General features: G+C 72.2%; 26 protein-coding genes. 14 read left to right on the forward strand and 12 right to left on the reverse strand.

Going from position 1 to position 23,309, the window contains the following annotated elements; translation table 11 throughout:
• Window positions 1-65: 65 nt before the first annotated feature.
• The 4 genes from ACLBXP_RS01150 to ACLBXP_RS01165 form a co-directional block, all read right to left on the reverse strand.
• Complete coding sequence (locus ACLBXP_RS01150; RefSeq protein ID WP_447665682.1) at window positions 66-812, reverse strand: aspartate/glutamate racemase family protein; 747 nt, start codon at window positions 810-812, stop codon at window positions 66-68.
• Window positions 809-2,329, reverse strand: coding sequence for an NCS1 family nucleobase:cation symporter-1 (locus tag ACLBXP_RS01155; protein WP_447665683.1), 1,521 nt, complete (start codon window positions 2,327-2,329; stop codon window positions 809-811). The genes ACLBXP_RS01150 and ACLBXP_RS01155 overlap by 4 nt, the downstream gene beginning before the upstream one ends.
• A gap of 383 nt (window positions 2,330-2,712) precedes the next feature.
• Window positions 2,713-3,441 carry an acetoacetyl-CoA reductase gene (gene phbB, locus ACLBXP_RS01160; protein ID WP_447665684.1) on the reverse strand — a complete coding sequence of 243 codons (729 nt, stop codon included), beginning with the start codon at window positions 3,439-3,441 and terminating at the stop codon, window positions 2,713-2,715.
• 155 nt (window positions 3,442-3,596) lie between these two features.
• The gene (locus ACLBXP_RS01165; protein ID WP_447665685.1) at window positions 3,597-4,781 is read right to left on the reverse strand and encodes an acetyl-CoA C-acetyltransferase; all 1,185 of its coding nucleotides are present in this window, start codon (window positions 4,779-4,781) and stop codon (window positions 3,597-3,599) included.
• Window positions 4,782-5,093: 312 nt separating this feature from the next.
• On the opposite strand from ACLBXP_RS01165, the gene phaR reads away from it, so the two are divergent.
• Together phaR and ACLBXP_RS01175 are read left to right on the forward strand one after the other, a co-directional pair.
• Window positions 5,094-5,693, forward strand: a complete 600-nt coding sequence (phaR, locus tag ACLBXP_RS01170; protein ID WP_447665686.1) for a polyhydroxyalkanoate synthesis repressor PhaR — start codon at window positions 5,094-5,096, stop codon at window positions 5,691-5,693.
• Window positions 5,694-5,793: 100 nt separating this feature from the next.
• Window positions 5,794-6,042 carry a hypothetical protein gene (locus ACLBXP_RS01175; protein WP_447665687.1) on the forward strand — a complete coding sequence of 83 codons (249 nt, stop codon included), beginning with the start codon at window positions 5,794-5,796 and terminating at the stop codon, window positions 6,040-6,042.
• A 16-nt stretch (window positions 6,043-6,058) separates the two neighbouring features.
• Here the strand turns inward: ACLBXP_RS01175 and rpmF are convergent, their stop codons facing one another.
• A complete protein-coding gene (rpmF, locus tag ACLBXP_RS01180) occupies window positions 6,059-6,247 on the reverse strand; it encodes a 50S ribosomal protein L32 (protein WP_003601373.1) in 189 nt (62 codons plus the stop codon).
• Between the two features lie 312 nt (window positions 6,248-6,559).
• Between rpmF and ACLBXP_RS01185 the strand changes: the two genes are divergently transcribed.
• The 9 genes from ACLBXP_RS01185 to ACLBXP_RS01225 all read left to right on the forward strand — a co-directional run bounded on the left by ACLBXP_RS01185 (window position 6,560) and on the right by ACLBXP_RS01225 (window position 13,702).
• Entirely contained in the window at window positions 6,560-6,925 is a 366-nt protein-coding gene (locus tag ACLBXP_RS01185) for a helix-hairpin-helix domain-containing protein (protein WP_447665688.1), read from the forward strand.
• Between the two features lie 100 nt (window positions 6,926-7,025).
• Window positions 7,026-7,652 carry a ribonuclease D gene (locus ACLBXP_RS01190; protein WP_447665689.1) on the forward strand — a complete coding sequence of 209 codons (627 nt, stop codon included), beginning with the start codon at window positions 7,026-7,028 and terminating at the stop codon, window positions 7,650-7,652.
• 221 nt (window positions 7,653-7,873) lie between these two features.
• Entirely contained in the window at window positions 7,874-8,623 is a 750-nt protein-coding gene (lptC, locus tag ACLBXP_RS01195; RefSeq protein WP_447665690.1) for an LPS export ABC transporter periplasmic protein LptC, read from the forward strand.
• Entirely contained in the window at window positions 8,620-9,318 is a 699-nt protein-coding gene (locus tag ACLBXP_RS01200; RefSeq protein WP_447665691.1) for an LptA/OstA family protein, read from the forward strand. The genes lptC and ACLBXP_RS01200 overlap by 4 nt, the downstream gene beginning before the upstream one ends.
• A gap of 2 nt (window positions 9,319-9,320) precedes the next feature.
• Window positions 9,321-10,193, forward strand: coding sequence for an LPS export ABC transporter ATP-binding protein (gene lptB, locus ACLBXP_RS01205; protein ID WP_447665692.1), 873 nt, complete (start codon window positions 9,321-9,323; stop codon window positions 10,191-10,193).
• A gap of 238 nt (window positions 10,194-10,431) precedes the next feature.
• Complete coding sequence (gene rpoN / locus ACLBXP_RS01210; RefSeq protein ID WP_447665693.1) at window positions 10,432-11,973, forward strand: RNA polymerase factor sigma-54; 1,542 nt, start codon at window positions 10,432-10,434, stop codon at window positions 11,971-11,973.
• 106 nt (window positions 11,974-12,079) lie between these two features.
• Window positions 12,080-12,682, forward strand: a complete 603-nt coding sequence (gene hpf / locus ACLBXP_RS01215) for a ribosome hibernation-promoting factor, HPF/YfiA family (RefSeq protein WP_447665694.1) — start codon at window positions 12,080-12,082, stop codon at window positions 12,680-12,682.
• A gap of 193 nt (window positions 12,683-12,875) precedes the next feature.
• Window positions 12,876-13,343 (forward strand): PTS IIA-like nitrogen regulatory protein PtsN, encoded by a 468-nt coding sequence (gene ptsN / locus ACLBXP_RS01220; RefSeq protein WP_447665695.1) that lies wholly within the window; start codon window positions 12,876-12,878, stop codon window positions 13,341-13,343.
• The gene (locus ACLBXP_RS01225) at window positions 13,340-13,702 is read left to right on the forward strand and encodes a hypothetical protein (protein ID WP_447665696.1); all 363 of its coding nucleotides are present in this window, start codon (window positions 13,340-13,342) and stop codon (window positions 13,700-13,702) included. The genes ptsN and ACLBXP_RS01225 overlap by 4 nt, the downstream gene beginning before the upstream one ends.
• A gap of 13 nt (window positions 13,703-13,715) precedes the next feature.
• Here the strand turns inward: ACLBXP_RS01225 and ACLBXP_RS01230 are convergent, their stop codons facing one another.
• The 3 genes from ACLBXP_RS01230 to ftsE all read right to left on the reverse strand — a co-directional run bounded on the left by ACLBXP_RS01230 (window position 13,716) and on the right by ftsE (window position 16,269).
• Window positions 13,716-14,492 (reverse strand): YdcF family protein, encoded by a 777-nt coding sequence (locus ACLBXP_RS01230; protein WP_447665697.1) that lies wholly within the window; start codon window positions 14,490-14,492, stop codon window positions 13,716-13,718.
• Between the two features lie 122 nt (window positions 14,493-14,614).
• On the reverse strand, window positions 14,615-15,571 hold the full coding sequence (locus tag ACLBXP_RS01235) for a cell division protein FtsX (RefSeq protein ID WP_447665698.1): 957 nt from the start codon (window positions 15,569-15,571) through the stop codon (window positions 14,615-14,617).
• A complete protein-coding gene (gene ftsE, locus ACLBXP_RS01240) occupies window positions 15,571-16,269 on the reverse strand; it encodes a cell division ATP-binding protein FtsE (RefSeq protein WP_447665699.1) in 699 nt (232 codons plus the stop codon). Before ftsE ends, ACLBXP_RS01235 begins: the two co-directional genes overlap by 1 nt.
• A 168-nt stretch (window positions 16,270-16,437) precedes the next feature.
• Here ftsE and ACLBXP_RS01245 point away from each other — a divergent pair, with 168 nt between their 5' ends.
• The 3 genes from ACLBXP_RS01245 to ACLBXP_RS01255 all read left to right on the forward strand — a co-directional run bounded on the left by ACLBXP_RS01245 (window position 16,438) and on the right by ACLBXP_RS01255 (window position 18,496).
• Window positions 16,438-17,274 (forward strand): zinc-ribbon domain-containing protein, encoded by an 837-nt coding sequence (locus ACLBXP_RS01245; protein ID WP_447665700.1) that lies wholly within the window; start codon window positions 16,438-16,440, stop codon window positions 17,272-17,274.
• Window positions 17,275-17,404: 130 nt separating this feature from the next.
• Window positions 17,405-17,974: a hypoxanthine phosphoribosyltransferase gene (gene hpt / locus ACLBXP_RS01250; RefSeq protein ID WP_447665701.1), complete on the forward strand. Its 570-nt coding sequence runs from the start codon at window positions 17,405-17,407 to the stop codon at window positions 17,972-17,974.
• Between the two features lie 156 nt (window positions 17,975-18,130).
• Window positions 18,131-18,496, forward strand: coding sequence for a response regulator (locus tag ACLBXP_RS01255; RefSeq protein WP_447665702.1), 366 nt, complete (start codon window positions 18,131-18,133; stop codon window positions 18,494-18,496).
• A gap of 16 nt (window positions 18,497-18,512) precedes the next feature.
• Here the strand turns inward: ACLBXP_RS01255 and ACLBXP_RS01260 are convergent, their stop codons facing one another.
• The 4 genes from ACLBXP_RS01260 to ACLBXP_RS01275 all read right to left on the reverse strand — a co-directional run bounded on the left by ACLBXP_RS01260 (window position 18,513) and on the right by ACLBXP_RS01275 (window position 23,304).
• Window positions 18,513-20,138 carry a hybrid sensor histidine kinase/response regulator gene (locus ACLBXP_RS01260; protein WP_447665703.1) on the reverse strand — a complete coding sequence of 542 codons (1,626 nt, stop codon included), beginning with the start codon at window positions 20,136-20,138 and terminating at the stop codon, window positions 18,513-18,515.
• Between the two features lie 193 nt (window positions 20,139-20,331).
• Window positions 20,332-20,766 carry an NfeD family protein gene (locus ACLBXP_RS01265; RefSeq protein WP_447665704.1) on the reverse strand — a complete coding sequence of 145 codons (435 nt, stop codon included), beginning with the start codon at window positions 20,764-20,766 and terminating at the stop codon, window positions 20,332-20,334.
• Between the two features lie 8 nt (window positions 20,767-20,774).
• Window positions 20,775-21,758, reverse strand: a complete 984-nt coding sequence (locus tag ACLBXP_RS01270; protein ID WP_447665705.1) for an SPFH domain-containing protein — start codon at window positions 21,756-21,758, stop codon at window positions 20,775-20,777.
• A gap of 118 nt (window positions 21,759-21,876) precedes the next feature.
• Window positions 21,877-23,304 (reverse strand): nuclease, encoded by a 1,428-nt coding sequence (locus ACLBXP_RS01275; RefSeq protein ID WP_447665706.1) that lies wholly within the window; start codon window positions 23,302-23,304, stop codon window positions 21,877-21,879.
• Window positions 23,305-23,309: the final 5 nt, after the last annotated feature.

Genomic DNA, 23,309 nt, shown 5'->3' on the forward strand with positions numbered 1-23,309 from the left:
GCCGGGCCGTGCGGTTCGAGCCGGTCGCCGGACCGGGTTCCGGGAGCCGCCGGGCTTCGCGCGCCTCAGCCGTCGTCCCGCCCGATCAGCGCGGCTAGGGGCCCCGAGAGGCCGATGCTCGGCAGCCGCGGGATGTCGGGACCGGGCTCCCGGCCTCGTCCCGCCGCCGCCGCCGCCAGGACGGCGCGGGTGCCGGCCTCGACGGAGCAGAGGACCGGGACCGGCACCCCGGGCTGGATGCGGGCGGCGAGCCCCGCGAGCGCCGCGCCGCCGAGGATCACCGCCTCGGCCCGGTCCTCGGCGGCGCAGGCCCGGCAGGCCTCGGCGAGCTCGGCGAGCGCGGCGTCGGGATCGCGGGCGATGGCGTCCCCGGTCGGGGCCACGGGGCGGACCGAGGCGAGATGGCCGGCGAGGCCGAGCCAGGCGACGAACTCGGTGAGCATCGGCTGCCAGAGCACGCCGCCGGTGACGATGGAGAAGCGGGTCCCGTGGGCGAGGGCGGCCCGGCAGGCCGCCTCCGCCATGCCGACGACCGGCACCGGCGAGAGCTCACGCAGCGCCGCGAGCCCGGGATCGCCGAAGCAGGCGAGGTAGACCGCCTCGCAATCCCCGACATGCTCGGCGAGGGCGTCGAGGGCGGCGTGGCCCGCGATGGCCGCCGCCGCCCGGGTCGAGATGTAGCGGGCGCCGAAGCGCCCGGTCATCGGCAGGAAGGTCGCCGCGTCCCCCGCCACCCGCCGGGCATGGGCCGCGACGAGATCGGTGACGGAGGCCGTCGTGTTCGGGTTGATGAGCAGGATGCGGGCGCTCATGCGCGGCCTTCGGCCGGCGGGACCTGCGAGGGCTCGCCCCGCCCGCGCATCAGGGCGACGTAGAGGCCGAAGCCCAGGGCGACGCCGATGAACCAGGTGAAGTTCGCCAGGACCGCCAGCGAGGGCACCAGCACGCAGATCGCGGGGACGAGGGCCGAGGGGATGATCGCCAGCACCGCCGCGCGGTTGGTGCCGCCCTGGTACCAGTACCGGCCCTGCGGGCTCATCGTGTAGAGGTCGTCGACCACGATCCGCTGCTTGCGGACGACGTAGTAGTCGGCGATCAGGATGCCGAACAGCGGCCCGATGAAGGCACCGAGGATGTCGAGCGTGTAGTGGATCACGGCCGGGTTGTTGTAGAGGTTCCAGGGCGTGATGAAGATCGAGCCGACCGCCGCGATCATGCCGCCCATCCGCCAGGAGATGCGCTGGGGCGCGACGTTCGAGAAGTCGAAGGCCGGCGAGACGAAGTTCGCCACGATGTTGATGCCGATCGTGGCGACCATGAAGGTGAAGGCGCCGAGGATCACCGCGTAGGTGTTGTCGATCCGGCTCACCGTCTCCACCGGGTCGGTGATGAGGTGGCCGAACACCGGCAGGGTCGCGGAGGTGGTGATCACGGTGAGCAGCGAGAAGCCGAGGAAGTTCACCGGCAGGCCCCAGAAGTTGCCCCGCTTCACCGCCGCGAACGAGCGGCCGTAGCGCGAGAAGTCGCCGAAGTTCAGCATCGGGCCGGAGAAGTAGGACACCACCAGCGCGACGGCGTTGAGCATCACGGGCAGGGCGTCCCAGCCGGTGTACTTCACGGTGCCGAGCGTCAGCCCGACATTGCCGATGCCGGCTTTGGCGACGAGGTAGATGGCGAGCGCGATCATCACGACGTAGACGGCGGGGCCCGCCCAGTCGATGAACCGGCGGATCGCCTCCATGCCGCGCCAGAACACGATGGCCTGGATGACCCAGAGCAGCATGAACGAGGCCCAGCCGAGGGACGAGAGGCCCGCGAAGCCGCTGCGGGTCACGTCCGCATAGGGGGCGAGCTCGGGGTAGAAGCGCAGGGCCACCACCATGAAGGCGCTCGAGGCTAGGTAGGTCTGAATGCCGTACCAGGCGACCGCGATGAGGCCGCGGATGATCGCCGGGATGTTGGCGCCGAGCACCCCGAACGAGGCCCGGCAGATCACCGGGTAGGGCGTGCCGGTGACCTGGCTCGGCTTCGCCACGAGGTTGCAGAACACCTGCACGATCAGGATGCCGACGAGGAGGGCGATCAGCACCTGCCAGCTCACGAGGCCGAGGGAGAACAGGCTCCCGGCGGTGACGTAGCCGCCGACGCTGTGCACGTCGGACATCCAGAAGGCGAAGATGTTGTAGGTGCCCCAGGTCTGGCTGCGCAGGGGGGCGAGATCCTCGTTGGTCAGCCGGTCGTGGTAGCCGGGCTTGATCAGGACGTCGGCGTGGGCGGCCGCCCCGCCCGACGCCGTGGGTTCCAGCGCGCCCGCGACTGCTTCCGCCATGGTCTTCCCCTCCCGATGTGTCGGCCCTCGCAACGGCGCGTCGAACACGCGGAAGCCGCAACGCTGCGCGGCCTCGGAAACCCGCCTCGACGCCGCAGGCCGGTCGGTGGGGCGGCATCGTCGCCCAGCGTTCTCGGATGAAACCTAACGGTGCTCCATCTCCAAATTATCGTAGGATTTTTCGGGAATTTCCTGCTTGACTTTCCAAGAAATGAAAAGTCTTGCGCGTATTGCATTGCAGCACAGACTATCTACCGCGACGCGTCATCAGTCTTGCGCATTGCAAGAGGGGCCGGGCCGGGCGTCGAAAGCGAGAGCCCGAAACGGCGACGGGGCGGCCCCTTCGAGCCGCCCCGCCTGAAACGCCGGTCCGCTTCGTCCGGTCAGACGAAGTGCTGGCCACCGTTGATGGTCAGCGTGGAGCCGTTGACGAAGCCCGCCTCGTCGCTCGCGAGGTACTCGACCGCGTGGGCGATCTCCTCGGCCTCGCCGAGGCGGCCGGTCGGGATCGTGGAGATGATCTTGTTGCGGATCTCCTCGGGCACCGCCATCACCATCTCGGTGGCGATGTAGCCCGGCGCCACCACGTTGACGGTGATGCCCTTGGAGGCGCTCTCCTGCGCCAGCGCCTTGGCGAAGCCGATCACGCCGGCCTTGGCGGCCGAGTAGTTGGTCTGGCCGGCCTGGCCCTTCTGCCCGTTGATCGACGAGATGATGATGATGCGCCCGAAGCCGCGGGTGCGCATGCCGTCGATGAGCGGGCGCGTGCAGGTGAACATCGAGTCGAGGTTGGTGCGGATCACCGCCTGCCACTTCTCGAAGGTCATCTTGTGGAAGGCGCCGTCGCGGGTGATGCCGGCGTTGTTCACCAGGATGTCGATCGGCCCGACCTCGGCCTCGATCGCCTTGATGCCCGCCTCGCAGGAGGCGAGGTCGCCCACGTCGAACTTGAAGACCGGGATGCCGGTCTCGGCCTTGAAGGCGTTGGCGGCCTCGTCGTTGCCGCCGTAGTTCGCGGCGACCTTGTAGCCCTTCGCCTTGAGGCGCTTCGAGATGGCGGCGCCGATGCCGCGCGTTCCACCCGTGACGAGGGCGACCCGTTCCTGAGCCATGATTTCCTCCATGCGTTTCTTGGCTGGATGGTGTTGGACGGCGTTCGATTGCCCGGCCGCTTGGCGTGCGGATGGCTTATCCTGCCACCCGCGCGCGGCCCGTGCACGGCAAACGAATTTGCCCCGGCCTCAAACCGAGGTTGGGGCCGGAGCGGTCAGACCCGCTCCACGCACATGGCGACACCCATGCCGCCGCCGATGCAGAGCGTGGCGAGGCCCTTCTTGCCGTCGCGCCGCTTCAGCTCGTGCAGCAGGGTGACGAGGACGCGGGCCCCGGACGCGCCGATCGGGTGACCGATGGCGATGGCGCCGCCGTTGACGTTCACCTTCTCGTCGTCCCAGCCCATGTCCTTGTTCACGGCGAGCGCCTGCGCCGCGAAGGCCTCGTTGGCCTCGATCAGGTCGAGGTCCGAGGGCTTCCAGCCGGCCTTGTCGAGGGCCTTGCGAGAGGCCGGGATCGGGCCGGTTCCCATGACCTTCGGGTCGACGCCCGCGGTGGCCCAGGAGACGATCTTGGCGAGCGGCTTGAGGCCGCGCCGCTCGGCCTCCGAGGCCGACATCAGCACGATCGCGGCGGCCCCGTCGTTGAGGCCCGACGCGTTGGCGGCCGTCACCGTGCCGTCCTTCGAGAAGGCGGGCTTGAGCTTGGCCATCGCCTCGACGGTGGCGCCGTCGCGGATGTACTCGTCGGTGTCGACGATCGTGTCGCCCTTCCGGCCCGGCACCGTGACGGGGGCGATCTCCTCCTTGAAGCGGCCCTCCTTGCGGGCGGCCTCGGCCTTGTTCTGCGAGCGGGTCGCGAACTGGTCCTGCTGCTCGCGGGTGAGCTGGAAGGCCTGGGCCACGTTCTCGGCGGTGGTGCCCATGTGGTACCCGTTGAAGGCGTCCCAGAGCCCGTCCTTGATCATGGTGTCGACGAGCTTCACGTCGCCCATCTTCTGGCCGCCGCGCAGGTACTGCGCGTGGGGGGAGAGCGACATCGATTCCTGGCCGCCCGCCACGATCACGGTGGCGTCGCCGTTGGCGATCTGCTGCATGCCGATCGCGACGGTGCGCAGCCCGGAGCCGCAGACCTGGTTGAGGCCCCAGGCCGTGGCCTTCTCGGGGATGCCGGCGGCGATCGCCGCCTGCCGGGCCGGGTTCTGACCGGCGCCCGCGGTGAGAACCTGACCGAAGATCACCTCGTCGACGTCGTCGGGCGAGACGCCCGCCCGCTCGAGCGCCGCCTGGATCGCCACCTTGCCGAGCTCGTGCGCCGGAACGGAGCCGAGGGCGCCTCCGAACGAGCCTACGGGCGTGCGTGCCGCACCGACGATGACGATCTCTTCGCTGCCTGCCATCTTGCGTTCTCCTCTCGCGGCCGGCGCCTTGGTTCGCGAGCGCTCTGGTGCCGTTGCGCAAGGGATGGAAGGCGCGGCCCCCCGAAGTCAAGCAGGCCGAATGACGGCGCATGAGCCTACGTCATGACTGAATACATTTTGCAGGCAAGCAGCGCGGCATTATTCTGCGTGGACGAGCGACAGATTGCTGTTTTCGTCGCCCCTGGAAAGCCTTAAGGTCGGTTCCGGGCACCGGTCGCTCCGCCGCCGAGAATGCGGGAGCGGGCCGGACGTCGACAGCCCGCAGGGACCGGGTCGGGAGAGGCCGCAACGATGGCGGAAAACGGCAAGTCGCATCAGACCGTCATCAAGAAGTACGCCAACCGGCGCCTCTATCACACCGGGACCTCCACCTACGTCACCCTCGAAGACCTCGCGACGATGGTTCAGAACGGCGAGGATTTCGTCGTCTATGATGCGCGCTCGGGCGACGACATCACCCGCTCGGTCCTGACGCAGATCATCTTCGAGCAGGAGAACAAGGCCGGCGACGACAACCTGCTGCCGGTGGCCTTCCTGCGCCAGCTGATCCGCTTCTACGGGGACAGCATGCGCACGATGGTGCCGAGCTTCCTCGAGTTCTCGATGGCGAACTTCGCCCGCGACCAGGACGGCCTGCGCGAGAAGCTGTCGCAGAGCTTCGGCCCCTCCGCCTTCCAGCAGGCCATCGAGCAGCAGGTGCGGACCAACATGAACTTCTTCGGCGATGCCATGAAGATGTTCGCGCCCTTCGGGGCAGGGGTCCCGGGCGCGGCGGCGAACCCGCAGGCCGCCGTGCCGGCCCAGGCGGGCGGTGGTGCGAGCGACCTCGACGACCTCAAGCGCCAGATGGCCGAGATGCAGCAGCGGCTCGAAGCCCTGGCGAAGAAGTAGGCCGCCGCTGCAGGCCCGATTCACGAAAAGATTGACGAACCGTTAAGGCCGGCCCCAACCTTGCGACGTTGCCACGGAGGCGATGCGCAGGGTCCGGCGAATGGCACAGTTCGGCACAGGCGAGGAGGCGATGTCCCAGGCGGGCACACGCGCCCTCGTGTGCCTGGCCGAGGATGTCGAGCGGGGCCCTGGCGTGCAGGAGCACGCGAAAAGCCCGCGGAGCGGGCGACCGCTCGCGGGCTTCGTGGCGCAGCTCATGGTCAGCGTGGATTCGCGCCTGAACCCGTCGCGGGTCGAGCGGACCCGTCGGGCGGCAGCGCTCTACGCGGAGGCCGGGCGGCGCGCCTGAGGGCGCGCCCTGCCGCTCACGCCTCGGCGGACTTCACCTTCAGCACCTGACGGCCGCGGTACATGCCGGTCTTCAGGTCGATGTGGTGGGGGCGGCGCAGCTCGCCGGAATCCTTGTCCTCGACGTAGGTCGGCGCCTTGAGAGCGTCAGCGGAACGGCGCATGCCGCGCCGCGAGGGAGAGGTCTTTCGCTTCGGAACGGCCATGACGAGGGTCCTGTGACAGCAAAAGCGCGCCTCGGCGGCCCCACCGGATCCCGGGGAGCACCGGAGCGCACCGTGTTCAAACGGAGATTCGAGGGCGCGCTTATAGCGGCGCGCCGGCGCGCTGGCTAGGGGCCCCGCGCGCGACTCGGCGGATGCGTCCCGGAGGCATTCGCACGCCCGGCCGTGCCGCTGCATCCCGGGGCGCCCCCGTGACCTGCCGTCGCACCGTTAAGCGCCGGTTCAAGTCGCGGGGCCGATGGTCGAAGGATCGGCGCCGCGCCTCCGAGGCGGCACCGTTCCGGGAGAACCGCCATGTCGTCCCTGTTGCGCGCCCTCACGATCCTGACCTGCCTCGCGGCAGCCCCCGCGCTGGCGCAGACGCCGAGCCCCTCCGCCCCGACGAAGCCGAACCCGATGGCCCCGAGCGCCCCCACGGCTCCGACCCAGCCGACGGCCCCGGTCGCGGGCCCGCCGAACGCCTCCAAGGGCGCCTTGATCGACCTCAACAGCGCGAGCGAGGCGGATCTCCAGGCGCTGCCCGGTATCGGCACCGCCCGCTCCGGCGCGATCATCAAGGGCCGGCCCTACAAGGGCAAGGACGAGCTGGTGCAGAAGAAGATCATCCCCGAGAACGTCTACGAGGGGATCAAGGACAAGGTCATCGCCAAGCAGAAGTAGGCGGAGCCTCCGCACCGGGCGTCGGCGGGCGCGGCTTGCCGGCCCCCGAGGCGCGGTGCTAGGCGGCGGGGGAATCCCGCAGAAGACGACCCGACCGCCCATGCCCGCCCAGCCGACCGTCCGCGTCCACCGCGGCGACCTGCCCGACGATTACGCGCCGGGCCCCGCCATCGCGGTGGACACCGAGACCCTCGGCCTGAACCCGCACCGGGACCGGCTCTGCGTGGTCCAGGTCTCCCGCGGCGACGGCAGCGCCGACGTGGTGCAGATCCTGCCGGACGGACCCGAACCCGCCGTGCTCAAGCGGGTGCTGGCGGATCCCGGCGTGCTCAAGATCTTCCACTTCGCCCGCTTCGACCTCGCGGTGCTCGACCGCTATCTCGGCGTGATGCCGGGGCCGGTCTACTGCACCAAGATCGCCTCCAAGCTCGCCCGCACCTACACGGACCGCCACGGCCTCAAGGACGTGGTCCGCGAGCTCGTGGGCGTCGACCTGTCGAAGCAGCAGCAATCCTCCGACTGGGGCGCCGAGACCCTGACGCAGGCGCAGGTCGACTACGCCGCCTCGGACGTGCTCCACCTGCACACCGCCATGGGCCGCCTCGACCTGATGCTCGCCCGCGAGGGCCGGACCGGCCTCGCGCAGGCCTGCTTCGCCTTCTTGCCGACCCGCGCCCGGCTCGATCTCGGCGGCTGGGCCGAGACCGACATCTTCGCGCACAGCTGAGGCGGCGCCAAGGCCCGCCACGGCCGCCGCTCCGTGCGGCCCCGCACATCGGGCGGCGGGAGGGGCCGGGTCGGTATCCCTCAACCCTGCGCCGTGGTTGAATATTCGGAAACGCTTGGGCCATAACTTCGCCACCGGCCGGGCGCATCCGGCCATGGCTCGCGCGAGTCGCGGCGCCCGCGGCGGGCGCCGGATGGTCGGGCGGATCCCTCGGGACAGTCATGCAGGTGGTCGACGCCGTCGAGACGAGGACAGCCCCGGCCGGCGGCGACGCGCGCCGGACGAAGGCCCATGCCCGCGCCCGCCGCCACAGCGGACAGGTGCGCCGCCTGCGCCGGATCATCCCGGTGGTGGCCGGCGGTGCCGTGCTGCTCGTGGCCGGCCTCACCCTGCTCAACCCGTTCGGCGCCGCCGTCACGGGCGTGAGCGTCGGCCCCGTCAGCCTCGCCGGCACCAAGGTCAAGATGGAGAACCCGCGGCTCTCCGGCTTCCGCAAGGGCGACCGCGGCTACGAGGTGACGGCGAGCGCCGCCCTGCAGGACATGCGCCGCCCGAGCCTCATCGAGCTCGAGGCCATGCGCGGCCACATCGCCACCGACGACAAGGGCGGCCTCGCCCGCCTGGAGGCCGCGAGCGGCCTGTTCGATTCGAGCCGCGAATCGCTCACGCTCGAGCGCGACATCCGGATCTGGACCGACAAGGGCGAGGAGGCGCGCCTGCGCTCGGCCGCCGTGGACTTCAAGACCGGCTCGGTGCGCTCGGCCGAGCCCGTCACCGTCACGGTGCCGAGCGGCTCGGTGACCGGCGACAGCCTCGACGTGGTCGAGAGCGGCAAGGTCATCTCCTTCGTGGGCAACGTGCACGCGGTCTTCCATGCCGCCGACAAGCCGCGGCCCGCCGACGCGAAGCCGGAGGCGCCCGCGGCCCGCGTCCTCACCTCGGCGGCCGAGCCCGAGGACGGCCGGCGATGAGCCGCCGCCTCGCCGCCGCCGTCATCCTCGCCCTCGCGCTGCCCGGAACGGCCGCGCTCGCCGCGCCGGGCCCGGCGAAGAAGGATGCGGCCTCGCCCCTCGGCGCCCTCGGGGGCGGCGGCAAGGAGCCGATCAAGATCGACGCCGACCGCCTCGACGTGTTCGACCGCGAGAACAAGGCGGTCTTCGGCGGCAACGTCGTCGCCGTACAGGGCGACAGCACCATCCGCTGCTCGACCATGACCGTGCACTACAAGCGCGGGAAGGAGAAGGACGCCGCCAAGGATCCGGCCAAAGCCGCCGAGGCGGGCGAAGCGGCCGAGAAGCCCGCCGAGAAGGCCGCGATGGGCGAGAACGGCATCCAGAAGGTCGAGTGCGCCGGGCCGGTCACGGTGGTCCAGAAGGATCAGGTCGCCACCGGCGACAACGCCGTGTTCGATCAGTCCGCCAAGCGCATCGTGCTCACCGGCAACGTGGTGCTGAGCCAGTGCCAGAACGTCACCCGCGGCTCGCGCCTCGTCTACGACATGAACACCGGGCGGGCGAACATGGACCCGGTGGCGGGGGGTCGCGTCTCCGCCCTGTTCGTGCCGGGCGAGGCGGGCGACAAGACCGGCCAGAAGGGCTGCACCACCCCCGCCAAGGCCGCCCCGAAGGCCGACGAGGCCGGGAAGACGCGGGCCCAGGCGAATTGAGCGTGGCCCCGAGCCCTTCCGCCAGCTTCCGGGCGGACGCGCCGGCAAGCCGGGCCGTCGCGGTCACCGGGCGGCCGTCGCTCCTCGGCCGGCTACTCGGCCGCGGTCGCCGGATCGCCGACGCGGAGGCCCTCGCCCCGGTCGAGGGCGGGCCCGGCATCCTCCACGTCCGGGGCCTGCGCAAGAGCTACGGGGCCCGCACCGTGGTTCACGAGGCCGGCCTCACCGTGCGCAACGGCGAGGCGGTGGGCCTCCTCGGCCCGAACGGCGCGGGCAAGACCACGATCTTCTACATGATCACCGGGCTCGTCTCGGCGGACCAGGGCCACATCACCCTCGACGGCCTGCCGATCACCCACCTGCCCATGTACCAGCGGGCCCGCCTCGGCATCGGCTACCTGCCCCAGGAGGCCTCGATCTTCCGCGGCCTCTCGGTGGAGGACAACATCCGCGCCGTGCTGGAGGTGGCCGAGCCCGACCGGCGCGAGCGCGAGCGCAAGCTCGACTCGCTCCTCGAGGAGTTCGACATCGCGCGGCTGCGCAAGTCGCCCTCGATCGCCCTGTCGGGCGGCGAGCGCCGGCGCTGCGAGATCGCCCGCGCGCTCGCCTCCTCGCCGAGCTTCATGCTGCTGGACGAGCCCTTCGCGGGCATCGACCCGATCGCGGTCGGCGACATCCAGGACCTCGTGAAGCACCTGAAGCAGCGCGGCATCGGCGTGCTCATCACCGACCACAACGTCCGCGAGACGCTGGGGCTGATCGACCGCGCCTACATCGCCCATTCGGGCCGCATCCTCACCGAGGGGACGCCGGAGGAGATCGTGGCGAACGCCGATGCGCGCCGCCTGTATCTCGGCGAGGATTTCCGACTCTAAGCGTCGGCCCCTCGGGCCGGGCGTCCGCCGCGGGCAAGCCTTCCTTAGGAGAAGCCGGGGATGCTGACGCGGCGTCCTGCGGCATCCGTGCCGCACGAGCGGCCGATCTCGAATTCCCGCTTTGACGCGCAGGCGGGTTCGGTCTAGACGTATGAAAAATTAAGTCCATGCAAGACCCATGCCGCAAACAGCGGCAAGACTCGCGCGGGGATTGCTCACCGGGATCGGGGCATCGGGAATGAGTCTGCTGCAACGGCTGGAGATGCGCCAGGGCCAGGCCCTGGTGATGACGCCGCAGCTCCTGCAGGCGATCAAGCTCCTCCAGCTCTCCCAGCTCGATCTCGCCGCCTACGTCGATGCCGAGCTGGAGCGCAACCCGCTGCTGGAGCGGGTGGAGACCGAGACCCGCGAGGGGCCCGAGGCCGCGGGCGACGGGGCCGAGGCGGGTGAGGGCGGCGACTTCGACGGCGCCGAGGCCGAGCCGTGGCTCGCCACCGACATGAGCCCGGACCGCGCCGAGATCGAGGGCGCGATCGACACTCGCCTCGACAACGTCTTCCAGGACGAGAACCCCACGCCCGCCCGCGAGGCGGACGGCGGCGACATGCTCTCGCTGACGCCCGCGCCCTACGGCAGCACCGGCGGCAGCTTCGATGCGGATGCGCCCGATTTCGAGGCGACGCTCACGGCCGAAACGAGCCTGCGGGAGCACCTCGCGGCCCAGCTCGACCTCGCCACCCGCGACCCCGCCGACCGCCTCATCGGCGGCTTCCTGATCGATGCGGTGGACGAGGCCGGCTACATGCGCGAGCCGATCGACGCGGTGGCCGAGCGCCTCGGCACCAGCCTCGATGCAGTGGCCCGGGTGCTGAAGCTCGTCCAGACCTTCGACCCGCCGGGCGTCGCCGCCCGCGACCTCGCCGAGTGCCTCGCGATCCAGCTGCGCGAGCAGGACCGGTTCGACCCGGCCATGCAGGCCCTCGTCTCCCGCCTCGACCTCGTGGCCAAGCGCGACTTCGCCGCCCTGCGCCGCCTGTGCGGCGTCGACGACGAGGATCTCGTGGAGATGCTCGGCGAGATCCGCCGGCTCGACCCGAAGCCCGGCCGCGCCTTCGGCACCAGCGCCGTCGAGGTGCTGATCCCCGACGTGTTCGTGCGCGCCGCCCCCGACGGATCCTGGCTGGTCGAGCTCAACGGCGAGGCGCTGCCCCGGGTCCTCGTGAACCAGAGCTACTACGCCCGCGTCGCCCGCGGCGCGGCGGCGGACGGCGACAAGGCGTTCCTGTCCGAGTGCCTGCAGACCGCGAACTGGCTGACCCGCAGCCTGGAGCAGCGGGCCCGCACCATCCTGAAGGTCGCCACCGAGATCGTGCGCCAGCAGGACGGCTTCTTCGTGCACGGGGTCGCGCACCTGCGGCCCCTGAACCTCAAGACGGTCGCGGAGGCGATCGGCATGCACGAGTCGACGGTATCGCGGGTCACCTCCAACAAGTCGATCGGCACGAGCCGCGGCACCCTGGAGATGAAGTACTTCTTCACCGCCGCGATTCCCGGGGCGGCGGGCGCCGCCGCCCATTCCTCCGAGGCCGTGCGCCACCGCATCAAGCAGCTCGTGGACGGCGAGGCGCCGAGCGAGGTGCTCTCGGACGACGCCCTGGTGCAGCGGCTGCGCGACGAGGGCATCGACATCGCCCGCCGCACGGTGGCGAAGTACCGGGAGTCGCTGCGGATTCCCTCCTCGATCGAGCGCCGGCGCGAGCATCTCGCCGTGGCACGGTAGGGGGCCGTCGGCCCGGTCCCTGAGCCGGCTCGCGTTGACTTACGTCCGCAGGGCTCCTTAACTCGCGCGTCTCAAGGCCGAACAGGCGAACCGGGACGGAGGAAACATGGGGTCATTGCGCGTCACAGGCCACGGCCTGGACCTCGGCGAAGCCCTGCGCGGGCGTGTCGAAGAGCGGATGGCCGCCACCCTCTCGAAGTACCTCGACAGCCACATGAGCGGGACGTGCAGCGGCCACGTCACCCTGCGGCGGGACGGCACGGCCTACCGCACGGACTGCGTGCTGCACCTCGTCTCCGGGCTGACCATCGAGGCCTCCTCGGCGGCCCACGATGCGCGGGCGAGCTTCGAGCAGACCGCCGACCGGCTGGAGAAGCGCCTCCGCCGCTACAAGCACAAGCTCAAGGACCACGGCGCGGCCGAGCACAACGGCGCCACCGTCGAGGCGGCCTACGCCGTCTTCGCCGCGCCCGACGACGAGGAGCCGGAGGCGGAGGACGACTTCGACGGGACCGAGCACCCGCCGGTGGTGGCCGAGAGCACCCGGACGCTCCAGCGCCACTCGGTGAGCGAGGCCGTGACGGCCCTCGACCTCACCGGAGCCCCGGTGATCGTCTTCGTTCACGCTGGCACCGGGCGCATCAACGTCGTATATCGGCGCAGCGACGGTGCGATCGGCTGGGTCGACCCGCCCGACGCGACGGCCTGACGGTTCGGCCGCCCCGCGGGGCCGGAACCGGCCTCGGGCTCGGCGATTGACTCGACGGCCTCCGGGGGGTGGGTCCGTCAGGGCCCTCTGGGCCGGATTGATCGGGGTCTCCGGGCTGGCTGGCCAGCGGGGCCTCCTCTCGCGAAGCGCGGGGGCCCGGTTCCGGCCCCGGCCGATGAGGCAGCTCTCCTCCATGCCAGTGCTGGAATTCCTCGATCCGGATTCCGTGGTGCCCTCCCTGCGCGCCCGCGCCAAGAAGCAGGTGCTGCAGGAGCTGAGCGCCCAGGCGGTCCGGCGCCTGCCAGGCCTCGACGAGCGCGCGGTCTTCGAGACCCTGCTCCAGCGCGAGCGGCTCGGCTCCACGGGCATCGGCGACGGCGTGGCGATCCCGCACGGGAAGCTGCCGGGGCTCGACCGGCTGTTCGGCCTCGTGGCACGCCTGGAGCGCCCGGTGGATTTCGAGGCGCTCGACGGGCAGCCCGTCGACCTCGCCTTCCTGCTCCTCGCGCCCGAGGGCGCGGGGGCCGACCACCTCAAGGCCTTGGCCCAGGTCGCCCGCATCCTGCGCGAGCCCGGCGTCCTGGAGCGCATCCGCGCCGCCCGCGACGCCAGCGCCCTCTACGCGCTCCTCACCCACACCGCGGCCTCGCGCGCCGCATGAGCAGCCGAGCCGTGCGAAGCCCGTCCTGGTCCGCGATCCTTCCCGCCTGCCTCGTCGCCGGCTGCCTCGCCCTGCCGTCCGGCGCCCGGGCCCAGGCCGGCGCGGACGGCACCTGCGCGCGCGACCTCCTCGTCGCCCAGTCGATGCAGCGGCAGGCCATCGACCAGCTCGAGCAGTCCGGCGAGGACGAGGCCAAGAACTGCCGGATCTGGCGCCGCCACGTCGACACGATGCGGCGGGTCGCCGGCGTCTATGCCCGCTGCCTGTCGGGCAGCGAGCGCAACGCGCGCCTCTCACAGGTCCAGGGCTCGGAGAAGGAGTTCGGCGGCCTCGTGAAGACGCGCTGCCGGGGATCGTAAGCGGCGCCCCCGCTCACTCCATCCCGCGCATCAGGGGCTCGGCCACCATCTTCACGGGCTTGCCGCGCCCGATCAGGATCGCGGCGCGGGAGCGCTCGGGGTCGTCCTCGAAGCGGGTCCGCACCCAGGCCGCCAGGAACTTGACGTACTCGGCCGCGAGCAGGCGGGCGGCGGGCGGGCTCTGCCACCAGCGCCGGACGTCGAGGCCCTCCGTCACCACGGGGTGGGGCAGGATGCGGTCGCCGTCCTGCAAGGCGTGGTCGAGCTCGATCAGGGTGCGGGGCATGTGGTAGTTCGAGGTCACGACCGCGACCGTGTCGAACTGGTTCCGGCGCATCCAGCGCCGCGTCTCGATGGCGTTGCCGATCGTGTTGCGGGCCCGGTAGTCGAGGTCGACGCAGCAGTCGATCCAGTGGCGCTGGGAGGGGTTGAGGCGGGCGATCTCGTCGCGGCTCGTGCGCTCGTTGACGCCGGTGATGAGCAGGCGGCGGCCGTAGCCGGCGGCCAGGAGGTCGATGGCGTCGCCGATGCGCTGGGCGCCCCCCGTGAGCGCCACGATGCCGTCGGCGCGGCCCGGGGGCGCCTGCTCGGTGCAGGCGAGGGCGCCCACGAAGGCGAGGAAGCCGGCCGCCAGGACGGTGCCGCCGATCCCGCAAAGGCCGAGCAGCGTCCAGGCCGCCGGGCCGGGGCGGTGCCCCACGGGCGCCGGGCGCGTCGCCGGAACCGGGGCGGCCGCGTGCCACGTCCAGCCGAAGGGTTCGACCGGCCTCGTGTCGGGAGCGCCTAGCATGCGCGTGGTCATGCTCCTGAAGGATAACGGCAAATGCGGCTGCCGAGAGGCAAGCATTGCGGGCCGAAAAGGTTCACGCTTGGTTAACGGCCCCCGCGCCGGCCGCCATCCCCCGCAAAAAATCAGGCGAGGAACCGCCGGACCGTCAGCCGGGAGACGATGCCGGTGACCACGGAGGCGATCACGCCGATGAGGAGCACGCTGGCGTAGCCCCGCCAGCCGATGTGGAAGGCGCCGAACAGCGCCTCGATCTCCTCCCCCGCCGGGCCGGTGCGCCAGGCCCGGGCTAGGAGACCCGCCAGCGCGAAGGCCGCCAGCGCGAGGCCCGCGCCGATGGCGCCGCCCCGCAGCCCGAGGCCGAAGAAGCGCACCTGGAAGGCCCGGGCGATGAAGTCGTCGTCGGCGCCGACGAAGTGGAGCACCTCCACGACCTCGCGGTTGCCCGCCATGGCGCCCCGCGTGGCGAACGCGACCGCGAGGCCGGTGGCGACGAGGACGAGGGCCACGATGCCGATGCCCACGCCCACGAAGGTGTTGGCCATGGTGGAGAGGCGCTGCAGCCAGAGGGCGTGGTCGTCGAGGCTCGCGACCCCCGGCAGGGCCTCGGAGAGGCTGGCCCGCAGGTGCTTGAGGTCCGGCACCGGGCTCGATCCGAGGCGCAGGGTGACGAGGCGCGGCACCGGCAGGTCCGAGAGGTCGAGGCCGCTGCCGAGCCAGGGCTCCAGCAGGCGCTCGGCCTCGGCCTTCGAGAAGACCCGCGTGGCGGTGATCCCGGGCTCCGCCCGGGCGAGGGCGTCCGCCCGCGCGATGTCGGCGTCGAGGTCCCGGCCCGGGCTCGGCCGCACCTGGATCGTCACCTCCTGGGCGACCGCGCCCTGCCACTGGTCGGCGCTGGAGGCCACGATCTCGGCCGCGCCCGCGCAGAGGGCGGCCAGGAAGGTGAGGATCGCGATGACCGCCGCGAGCGAGCGGCTCGCCGCGGAATCGGTCGGCACCAGGGGGGCGTTGCGCCGGAGGGTCGGCGGGAGCGGAGGCTCCCAGGCTGCCGCGGCCGGCGGCCTCGTCTCGGTCTCGGCCATCATTCCTCGATGTGCAGGCGGCCCTGGTCGAGCACCATGCGGCGCTCGGGCACCGAATCCATGATCCCGAAATCGTGGGTCGCGATGATCACGGAGGTGCCGAGCTTGTTCAACTCCAGGAAGAGCCGCAGGAGGCGCCGCCCGAGGCCGGGATCGACGTTGCCGGTGGGCTCGTCGGCGAGCAGCAGGTCCGGCCGGCTGATCAGCGCCCGGGCGATCGCGGCGCGCTGCTTCTCGCCGCCCGACAGGAGCGGCGGCAGCACGTGCATGCGCTCGCCGAGGCCCACCCAGCGCAGGAGCTCGACGACCTCCGCCCGGTAGCTCGCCTCGCTGCGGCCCTGCACCCGCAGGGGGAGCGCCACGTTCTCGTAGGTGGTGAGGTGGTCGAGGAGACGGAAATCCTGGAAGACCACGCCCATGCGGCGACGCAGGCCGGTGAGCGCCGCGCTCGAGATGCCGCTCACCTCCTCGCCGAAGACCGAGACGAGGCCTCGGGTCGGGCGCACCGAGAGCAGGATGAGGCGCAGCAGCGTGGTCTTGCCGGCGCCCGAGGGTCCGGTGAGGAACTGGAAGGAGCGCGGCGCGATGCGGAAGCTCACGTCCGACAGCACCTCCGGCCCGAGGCCGTAGCGCATCCCGACGTTCTCGAACTGGACCACCGGCGCCTCGGCGCCGGGGAGTAGGCTGCCTGTCCTCACGCGCTCGCCCGATCCCCGCGTCCTGTCCCGGCTCGACGTCCCGTTCCGGAATGGGCCGGCACGGCGGCGTTTTCAAGCCCGGCCGGCTTCACGGGCGGTTAACCCTGTGCCGCGACACTCCTTGACAGGTTTGCTCCGCCGGCCGTGCCGGTCGCCGGGGCCCGAAGAGTGTCGTCCCGCGTCATGTTGATCGCCTGCCCGACCTGCGCCAGCGAGTACCGGATCGACGCGGACCGCGTCGGCATGGAGGGGCGCTCGGTGCGCTGCGCCGCCTGCCGCGAGACCTGGTTCATCAGCCCGGCCGACGTGCTGGCCGGTCGCGCGGCGGAGCTCGACGACGCGTTCGGGGCGGCCGACGCCGAGACCGACGCCGACTGGGCCGCGGCCGCCGCCACGGTACGGGCGGCCTCCGAGCCGACGGACGGCCCGGTGGTCGAGAACGTGCCGCCGCGCCCCCGCGCGTCCCGGCCGCGCGGCGCGAAGGGCAAGGGCGGTGCGAAGGGCAAGGGCGGCACGAAGGGCAAGGGTGGGCTGGGCCTTGCCGGCATCTCGCCCGCGGCCGCCGCCGCGCTCGCGGTGCTGGCCCTGGTGCCGCTCCTGTGCCTCGCCCGCAGCTCGGTGGTGCGGGCGATGCCGCAGGCGGCGAGCCTCTACGCGCGGATCGGTCTGCCCGTGAACCTGCGCGGCCTCGAGATCCGGGACGTCGCGGCCTTCCGCAACCCCGCCGAGGACGGGCGTCCGGCGGAGCTCGTCGTGGAGGGGGACGTGGTCGGTGTCGCCCGGGGCACGATCCCCGTGCCGGCGCTCGAGGTCGAGGTCCGGGACGCGACCGAGCGTCCCCTGCGGGTGCTGGTGGCGCCCGCGCCCCGCCCCGCCCTGAGCGAGGGCGAGAGCGCCCGCTTCCGCGCCCGCTTCCCGGACCCGCCGGCCGGCGGACGGGCGGTGGAGCTGCGCTTTGCCGCGGGTACGCCCCGCGCGCCTGAGGCGGCCGACGCACACCGCTGATGCGCCGCTGCGGGATGGCGCGCCGCGCGGGAAAATCGTCTAAGGACTGGCGGGACGTCCCGCCGCGCGTCCGGCCGGCGGGCGGGCGCCCGGGCTCCGGGCCGTTCCCAAGAAGCTCGAAGAGGGGCCGATGACCAGCGCTTCCCGACGCGTCCGCGTCCTGTTCGACGAAGCCGCCATCGCGCGGCGCAACGAGGAGCTTGCCGCCGAGATCGTGGCCGCCAAGCCCCAGAACCTCCTCGTCGTGGCGGTGCTGAAGGGCAGCTTCATGTTCGCGGCCGACCTGCTGCGCACGCTGCACCGGGCCGGCCTCTCGCCGCAGGTCGAGTTCGTGCACCTGTCGAGCTATCGCACCGGCACCGTCTCCAGCGGACAGGTCGAGATCCTGCGCGACGTCCAGAGCGAGGTGCGCGGGCGGGACGTGCTCCTCGTCGACGACATCCTCGAATCCGGCCGGACCGTGGTCTTCGCCAAGGACCTGCTGATGGCCCGGGGCGCCACCCGGGTGCTCACCGCGGTCCTCCTGGAGAAGCCCGGCAAGCGCGCCGTGACGATCGATGCGGATTTCGTGGGCTTCACCTGCCCGGACGTGTTCGTGGTCGGCTACGGCATGGACGCCGCCCACGCCTTCCGGCAGCTCCCCTTCGTGGGCGTGGTGGACTACGACAGCCCCGACCCGGACCTGTTCGGCGGCGCCTGATCCGAATAAAATCGGCTGATCCGGGGGGCGCGTCACAGGCGCGCAGCCCCGCAGGCTGCTGTGGCGCAAGGGAACCCTTCGCTACGCCAGAGCTTGACAGGACGGCCGTCTCCCAGCGTGATTCGGCGGCGAGGCGGGAATCCGAGACGGCACGACATGGCGCGCATCCTGCTCGTGGACGACGAGGAAACGGTCCGCGGCTTCCTGAAGCGGGGCCTGGAGATCGACGGCCACTCCGTGGTCACGGCGATCGACGGCAGCGACGGGCTGGACCGGCTCACCGAGGCCGACGGGGCCTTCGACCTGATGCTCACCGACATCCGCATGCCGCTGATGGACGGCATCGCCCTGGCGCTCGCGGCCAAGCGCGACTTCCCCGACCTGACCATCCTCCTCATGACGGGCTTCGCCGACCAGCGCGAGCGCGCCCGCGGCCTCGATGCCATCGTCACCGACGTGCTGACGAAGCCCTTCTCGCTGGCGGACCTGCGCTCCACCGTGAACCGGGCGCTGGCCGCCTGAGGGCCGGGCGCGGCGCTCAGCCCACGCCCGTCGGACCATCGATCACGCGCCGGACGCGCCGCGCGAGCTCGATGCGCTTGTAGGGCTTGTTGATCACCTCGAACTCGCTGCCGCCCGCATCCGTGCGCTCCAGGGACGCCTCGGCGTAGCCCGTGGTCAGCAGCACCTTGATCTTGGGCTGGCGCTCGCGCGCGGCGCGGGCCAGCATCACCCCGTTCATGCCGCCCGGCATGATCAGGTCGGTGAACAGGAGGTCGATCCGCGCCTCGCCGTCGAGCACCTCCAGGGCCGCCCGCGGGCCGTCCACCACGGTGACCTTGTAGCCGAAATCCTCCAGGATGACGCCGGCGGTGGCCGCCACGTCCGGCCGGTCGTCGACGACGAGCACGCTCTCCGTCCCGTGGCGGTCGGCGGCGCGCAGCGTGGGCTTGTGCTCCTCCTCGACCTTCTGGTCGGAGGCGGGGAAGATCAGGCGCACGCACGTACCGTGGCCCACCTCGGAGTAGATCTTGACCGACCCGCCGGACTGCTTGGCGAAGCCGTAGACCATGGCGAGCCCGAGGCCGGTGCCCCGGCCTTCCTCTTTCGTGGTGAAGAACGGCTCCATCACCCGGGACAGGATCTCGGGCGGCATGCCGCAGCCCGTATCGGTCACCGAGACCACCACGTAGGCACCCGGGCTGACCGACTTGTAGAGCGCGGTGTCCTCGTCCTCGACGAGCAGGTTCTCCGTCTTGACCGTGACCGTGCCCCCGTCCGGCATCGCGTCGCGGGCGTTGATGAGGACGTTGAGCAGTGCCACCTCGGCCTGGGTCGGGTCGATGCGGGTGTTCCACAGGTCCGCCGCGAGGGCCTGCTTCAGGGTGACATGGTCCCCGAGGGTGCGCGCGGCCATCTCGCCCATGTTCTCGACGAGGCCGTTGAGGTTCAGGAGGCGGCCTTCCAGCCGCTGCTTGCGCGAGAAGGCGAGGAGCTGGTGCGTCAGCTTGGCGGCGCGCTCCGAGGCGTCCCGGACCGCCTCGCCGGCCCGGCGCAGGCGCCCGACGTCGATGTCGGGGTGGTCGATCAGCGCCAGCATCACCTCGTTGTGGCCCGAGATGACCTGCAGCAGGTTGTTGAAGTCGTGCGCGATGCCGCCGGTGAGCTGGCCGAGGCTCTCCATCTTCTGCGCCTGGTGCAGGCTCTCCTCCGCGTCGCGCCGGCGCGAGACGTCGAGCTGCGAGCCGAAAAAGTAGACGAGGTCGCCCTGGCGGTTGAACACCGGGCTGACGAACAGGGCGTTCCAGAACGAGGACCCGTCCTTGCGGTAGTTCAGGATCTCGGTCGAGAATTCCCGGTGGTCGGCGATCGCCGCGCGCACATCTGAGACTGTGTCTCGATCCGTTTCCGGCCCCTGCAGGAAGCGGCAGTTCGTGCCGATCAGCTCCTGGCGGGTGTAGCCCGTCATGCGCTCGAAGGCGCGGTTGACGAAGATGATCGGGTTGTCGGGCTGGTGCGGGTCGGTGACGATCATCGGCATCCGCGTCGTCTCGACGGCGGCGAAGAAGATGTCGTGGTGGACGTCCTCGACGCCCGAGGGGCCGCTCCCGGACACGGGCGTGGGCGGCCCGTAGTTCTTGGGCTTCTCGGGTGATGCGGGCATCCGTGACGAGGCTCCTTGCGACCCGAGCCTGTGACGCCTCGAACCCATGGAAAGATGATTGTGAACAACCGTAGCACGGTCGCGCCTCAGCTAGTGCAGCGTGTGGGTGGGTCAGGGGAGCCAAGACGTCGCAGTGGGCGCCGCTGTCCGTACCGGTAGTCGCGAGCGCGCGATGGGGATCGGCGTGCCGCCCCTACAAAGCCACCACGGACAGAACCGTTCCCTCGATTCCGGTCACCCGCACGCGGGTGCCCGCCGGGGCGTCGGGGCCGCTGATGCGCCAGAGGGTGTCGTCCACGCTAAGGCGGCCTGCGCCGCCGACGATCGGCTCGGCGAGCACGCATTCGCGCCCGATCAGCCCGCGCGCCGCGCGGTTGAGGGTGGGCTCGTGGCGGCGCCCGAGCCGGCTCGCCGCGGCCACGGCGGCGACCGCGAGGCCCGCGAAGACGAGCGCCTGCGCCTGCCAGGGCAGGGCGACCGCGGCGGCGACGAGGCCCGTCGCCACCGCGGCGAGGCCGAGCCAGACCAGGAAGATGCCCGGCGCCGCGAGCTCCAGCCCCATCAGGACCAGGCCGGAGAGCACCCAGGCCCAGGCCGGGCCGAGCTCGGCGACGAAGTCCCGCAGCATGGCGCGTCTCAGCTCCGCGGCGGTCCGGCGTTCGGCGGCAGGCCCGAGCGGCCGCGCGCCGGGGCGGCGCCGTCGCCGAACACGCTCCGGGTGATCTCGGCGATGCCCCCGAGCGTGCCCGCGAGTCCCGCGGCCTCGATCGGCACCACCACGACCCGCTGGTTCGGCGCCGTGGCGAGCGCCCGGATGGCCTCGATGTATTTCTCGGCGACGAGGAAGTTCGCCGCCGCGAGGTCGCCCGTGGCGATGGCCTCGCTCACCATGCGGGTCGCCTTGGCCTCGGCCTCCGCCCCGCGCTCGCGGGCCTCGGCGTCGCGGAAGGCGGCCTCGCGGCGCCCCTCCGCCTCCAGGATCGCCGACTGCTTGCGCCCTTCCGCGCGCAGGATCTCGGCCTGCCGCTGGCCCTCCGCCTCCAGCACCGAGGCGCGCTTCTCGCGCTCGGCCTTCATCTGGCGGGCCATGGCGCCCGCGAGGTCGGCGGGGGGCACGATGTCCTTGATCTCGATGCGGGTCATCTTCACCCCCCAGGGGGAGGCCGCCGCATCCATCACCCGCAGCAGGCGCTCGTTGATCTCGTCCCGGTGCGAGAGGAGCTGGTCGAGGTCCATCGAGCCGACGACGGTGCGGATGTTCGTCATGGTCAGCGTCATCATCGCGACCTGGAGGTTCGCGACCTCGTAGGAGGCGCGGGCCGCGTCGAGCACCTGGTAGAACACCACCGCGTCGATGGTGACCCCGGCATTGTCGCGGGTGAACGCCTCCTGGCTCGGCACCTCGATGACCTGCTCCATCACGTTCACCCGGCGCCCGATGCGCTCGACGAAGGGCGTGATGAGGCCGAGCCCGGATTCGAGGTTGCGCGCGTAGCGGCCGAACCGCTCCACCGTGTAGACGTGACCCTGGGGCACGATGTTGATGCCGGCCGCGAGGGTGATCACCACCAGCACCGCGGCCACCACGGCGAAGACGCTCAAGCCCACCGAGAGATCCATGCCGCCCCCCTCGCGACCGCCGGGCGCAGCGTCCCCGGCCCCCCGCGCATAGAGGGGGAGCCGTGGCCGTTCCGCAAGGGGGACGGCGCGGGGTCGGAGCCGGGCGTGACGCCGAGGGTCAGCGCTTCCAGACGCCGAGGCGCTCGCTGCGGGCGTGGTCCTCGGCGGCCACGAGGTCGGGGCTCGCCTCGGACGAGGCGCGGCCGCCGCCGTTGAACAGCACCACCTCGGAGAGGTCGCGGCCCTCCACCTGGCAGGCGTAGTTCTCGCTGCCGGAGGCCGGCTGGCAGCTCACCGAGCGGCCGGCGAGGTACTTCGCCAGCTCCTCCGCCTGCCCGCCCCGCACCCACTCGACGCCGAACAGGTGGATGAGCTTTCCGCCGACCCGCAGGGTCGCGGTGTCGATCACGTCGGGTACGCCGCGCACCTCGTTCGCTGCGGGCGGCGGCGCGGTCTCGGCCGGCGCCTCGGCCTCGGCGCGCCCGTCGGAGGCCGCCGGGGCGGCGGGCGCCTCGGCCTGGGCGCTCGGGCGCGGCCGCGCGTCGGTCGTGCGCTCACCGGCCGTGCGTTCCACGGCCGTGCGTTCCTGGACCGCGCGCTCCTCGGGCGGCGTGCGGCTGGCGACCACGAGACTGGCGGCGACGACGGCGAGCCCCGCGGCGACGATGCCGCCGCCGAGCCAGCGCCGGTGCCGCCGCTCGGGGTCACCGCCCGCGCCGAAGCCCTCGCGCACGCGCTCCCGCACCCGGTCGCCAGCGTCCCGCATCCGGGCCGCGAGGCCGACATGGCCGTGCCAGGCCGGGGGGGCCGCCTGCGGCGCGGGCGCGGCCCGAGGCGCGGGGGCTGCCGCTTCGACGGCCGGCGGATCCGGCACGAGCTGAGCCTCGGCTCGGGACTCGGCATGAGGCTCGGCATGAGGCTCGGCGCGGGCGGCCTCGCGGGCGCGCATCCGGGCATCGAAGCGGTCCCGCAGCGCCGACATCGTGCCGGCGGCCGAGGCCGCGAGCGCCCGCCCGTGCGCGCCCGAACGCTCCGCCAGGTTGCGGGCGAGGGCGGATTGGGTCTCGACGAAGCGCGCGGTCGCGGCCCGCATCTCGTCGGCGGCGCTCGGTGCCGGAGGTTCGGGAGCGGCCGGCGCCGGCTCCGGCTCGGGGGGCAGGAACAGGGCGGGGTGGCGCGCCGCGATCTCGTCCAGCAGCTCCGCCAGGGTCATCGGCGAGGGGAGGGGCGAGGGGAGGGGCGAAGTGATGGGCTGGGTCGTGGAGGCCCCGGCTGGCGTATCCCCGGCGCTCGCCGGTCGGTGGCGGGGCGCGCCGTCGCGGTCGACTACGCGGTAGCCCGGCTCCGCCTCGGTCGGCTCCAGCGCGGCCTCCGCGATCAGGCCGAGGGTGCGCAGGGCCACGGGCCGGGGCCGGCGGCCCGCGATCTCGGCCTGGATCAGCGCGCGCAGGCGCTGGCGCTCGGGGCTGACCGGGCGCGGCGCGGCCTCGGGCGTGCCGCCGCTCCCCTCCTGCTGATCCGCCTTCGCGTCGCGCGCCTTGAACATGGGAC

Source organism: Methylobacterium sp. A54F (assembly GCF_053346035.1).

Excerpts from the sequence above, each read along its gene's own strand:
- ACLBXP_RS01185 (WP_447665688.1), top strand. The coding sequence starts at position 6,560 with ATGTCGTCCCTGTTGCGCGCCCTCACGATCCTGACCTGCCTCGCGGCA.
- ACLBXP_RS01230 (WP_447665697.1), bottom strand. The coding sequence starts at position 14,492 with ATGCTAGGCGCTCCCGACACGAGGCCGGTCGAACCCTTCGGCTGGACG.
- lptC (WP_447665690.1), top strand. The coding sequence starts at position 7,874 with ATGCAGGTGGTCGACGCCGTCGAGACGAGGACAGCCCCGGCCGGCGGC.
- ACLBXP_RS01225 (WP_447665696.1), top strand. The coding sequence starts at position 13,340 with ATGAGCAGCCGAGCCGTGCGAAGCCCGTCCTGGTCCGCGATCCTTCCC.
- ACLBXP_RS01175 (WP_447665687.1), top strand. The coding sequence starts at position 5,794 with ATGGCACAGTTCGGCACAGGCGAGGAGGCGATGTCCCAGGCGGGCACA.
- ACLBXP_RS01260 (WP_447665703.1), bottom strand. The coding sequence starts at position 20,138 with ATGCCCGCATCACCCGAGAAGCCCAAGAACTACGGGCCGCCCACGCCC.
- phbB (WP_447665684.1), bottom strand. The coding sequence starts at position 3,441 with ATGGCTCAGGAACGGGTCGCCCTCGTCACGGGTGGAACGCGCGGCATC.
- hpt (WP_447665701.1), top strand. The coding sequence starts at position 17,405 with ATGACCAGCGCTTCCCGACGCGTCCGCGTCCTGTTCGACGAAGCCGCC.
- rpoN (WP_447665693.1), top strand. The coding sequence starts at position 10,432 with ATGAGTCTGCTGCAACGGCTGGAGATGCGCCAGGGCCAGGCCCTGGTG.
- ACLBXP_RS01255 (WP_447665702.1), top strand. The coding sequence starts at position 18,131 with ATGGCGCGCATCCTGCTCGTGGACGACGAGGAAACGGTCCGCGGCTTC.
- ACLBXP_RS01155 (WP_447665683.1), bottom strand. The coding sequence starts at position 2,329 with ATGGCGGAAGCAGTCGCGGGCGCGCTGGAACCCACGGCGTCGGGCGGG.
- ACLBXP_RS01200 (WP_447665691.1), top strand. The coding sequence starts at position 8,620 with ATGAGCCGCCGCCTCGCCGCCGCCGTCATCCTCGCCCTCGCGCTGCCC.
- hpf (WP_447665694.1), top strand. The coding sequence starts at position 12,080 with ATGGGGTCATTGCGCGTCACAGGCCACGGCCTGGACCTCGGCGAAGCC.
- rpmF (WP_003601373.1), bottom strand. The coding sequence starts at position 6,247 with ATGGCCGTTCCGAAGCGAAAGACCTCTCCCTCGCGGCGCGGCATGCGC.
- ACLBXP_RS01270 (WP_447665705.1), bottom strand. The coding sequence starts at position 21,758 with ATGGATCTCTCGGTGGGCTTGAGCGTCTTCGCCGTGGTGGCCGCGGTG.
- ACLBXP_RS01150 (WP_447665682.1), bottom strand. The coding sequence starts at position 812 with ATGAGCGCCCGCATCCTGCTCATCAACCCGAACACGACGGCCTCCGTC.
- ACLBXP_RS01265 (WP_447665704.1), bottom strand. The coding sequence starts at position 20,766 with ATGCTGCGGGACTTCGTCGCCGAGCTCGGCCCGGCCTGGGCCTGGGTG.
- ptsN (WP_447665695.1), top strand. The coding sequence starts at position 12,876 with ATGCCAGTGCTGGAATTCCTCGATCCGGATTCCGTGGTGCCCTCCCTG.
- ACLBXP_RS01165 (WP_447665685.1), bottom strand. The coding sequence starts at position 4,781 with ATGGCAGGCAGCGAAGAGATCGTCATCGTCGGTGCGGCACGCACGCCC.
- ACLBXP_RS01190 (WP_447665689.1), top strand. The coding sequence starts at position 7,026 with ATGCCCGCCCAGCCGACCGTCCGCGTCCACCGCGGCGACCTGCCCGAC.
- phaR (WP_447665686.1), top strand. The coding sequence starts at position 5,094 with ATGGCGGAAAACGGCAAGTCGCATCAGACCGTCATCAAGAAGTACGCC.
- ACLBXP_RS01275 (WP_447665706.1), bottom strand. The coding sequence starts at position 23,304 with ATGTTCAAGGCGCGCGACGCGAAGGCGGATCAGCAGGAGGGGAGCGGC.
- ACLBXP_RS01235 (WP_447665698.1), bottom strand. The coding sequence starts at position 15,571 with ATGGCCGAGACCGAGACGAGGCCGCCGGCCGCGGCAGCCTGGGAGCCT.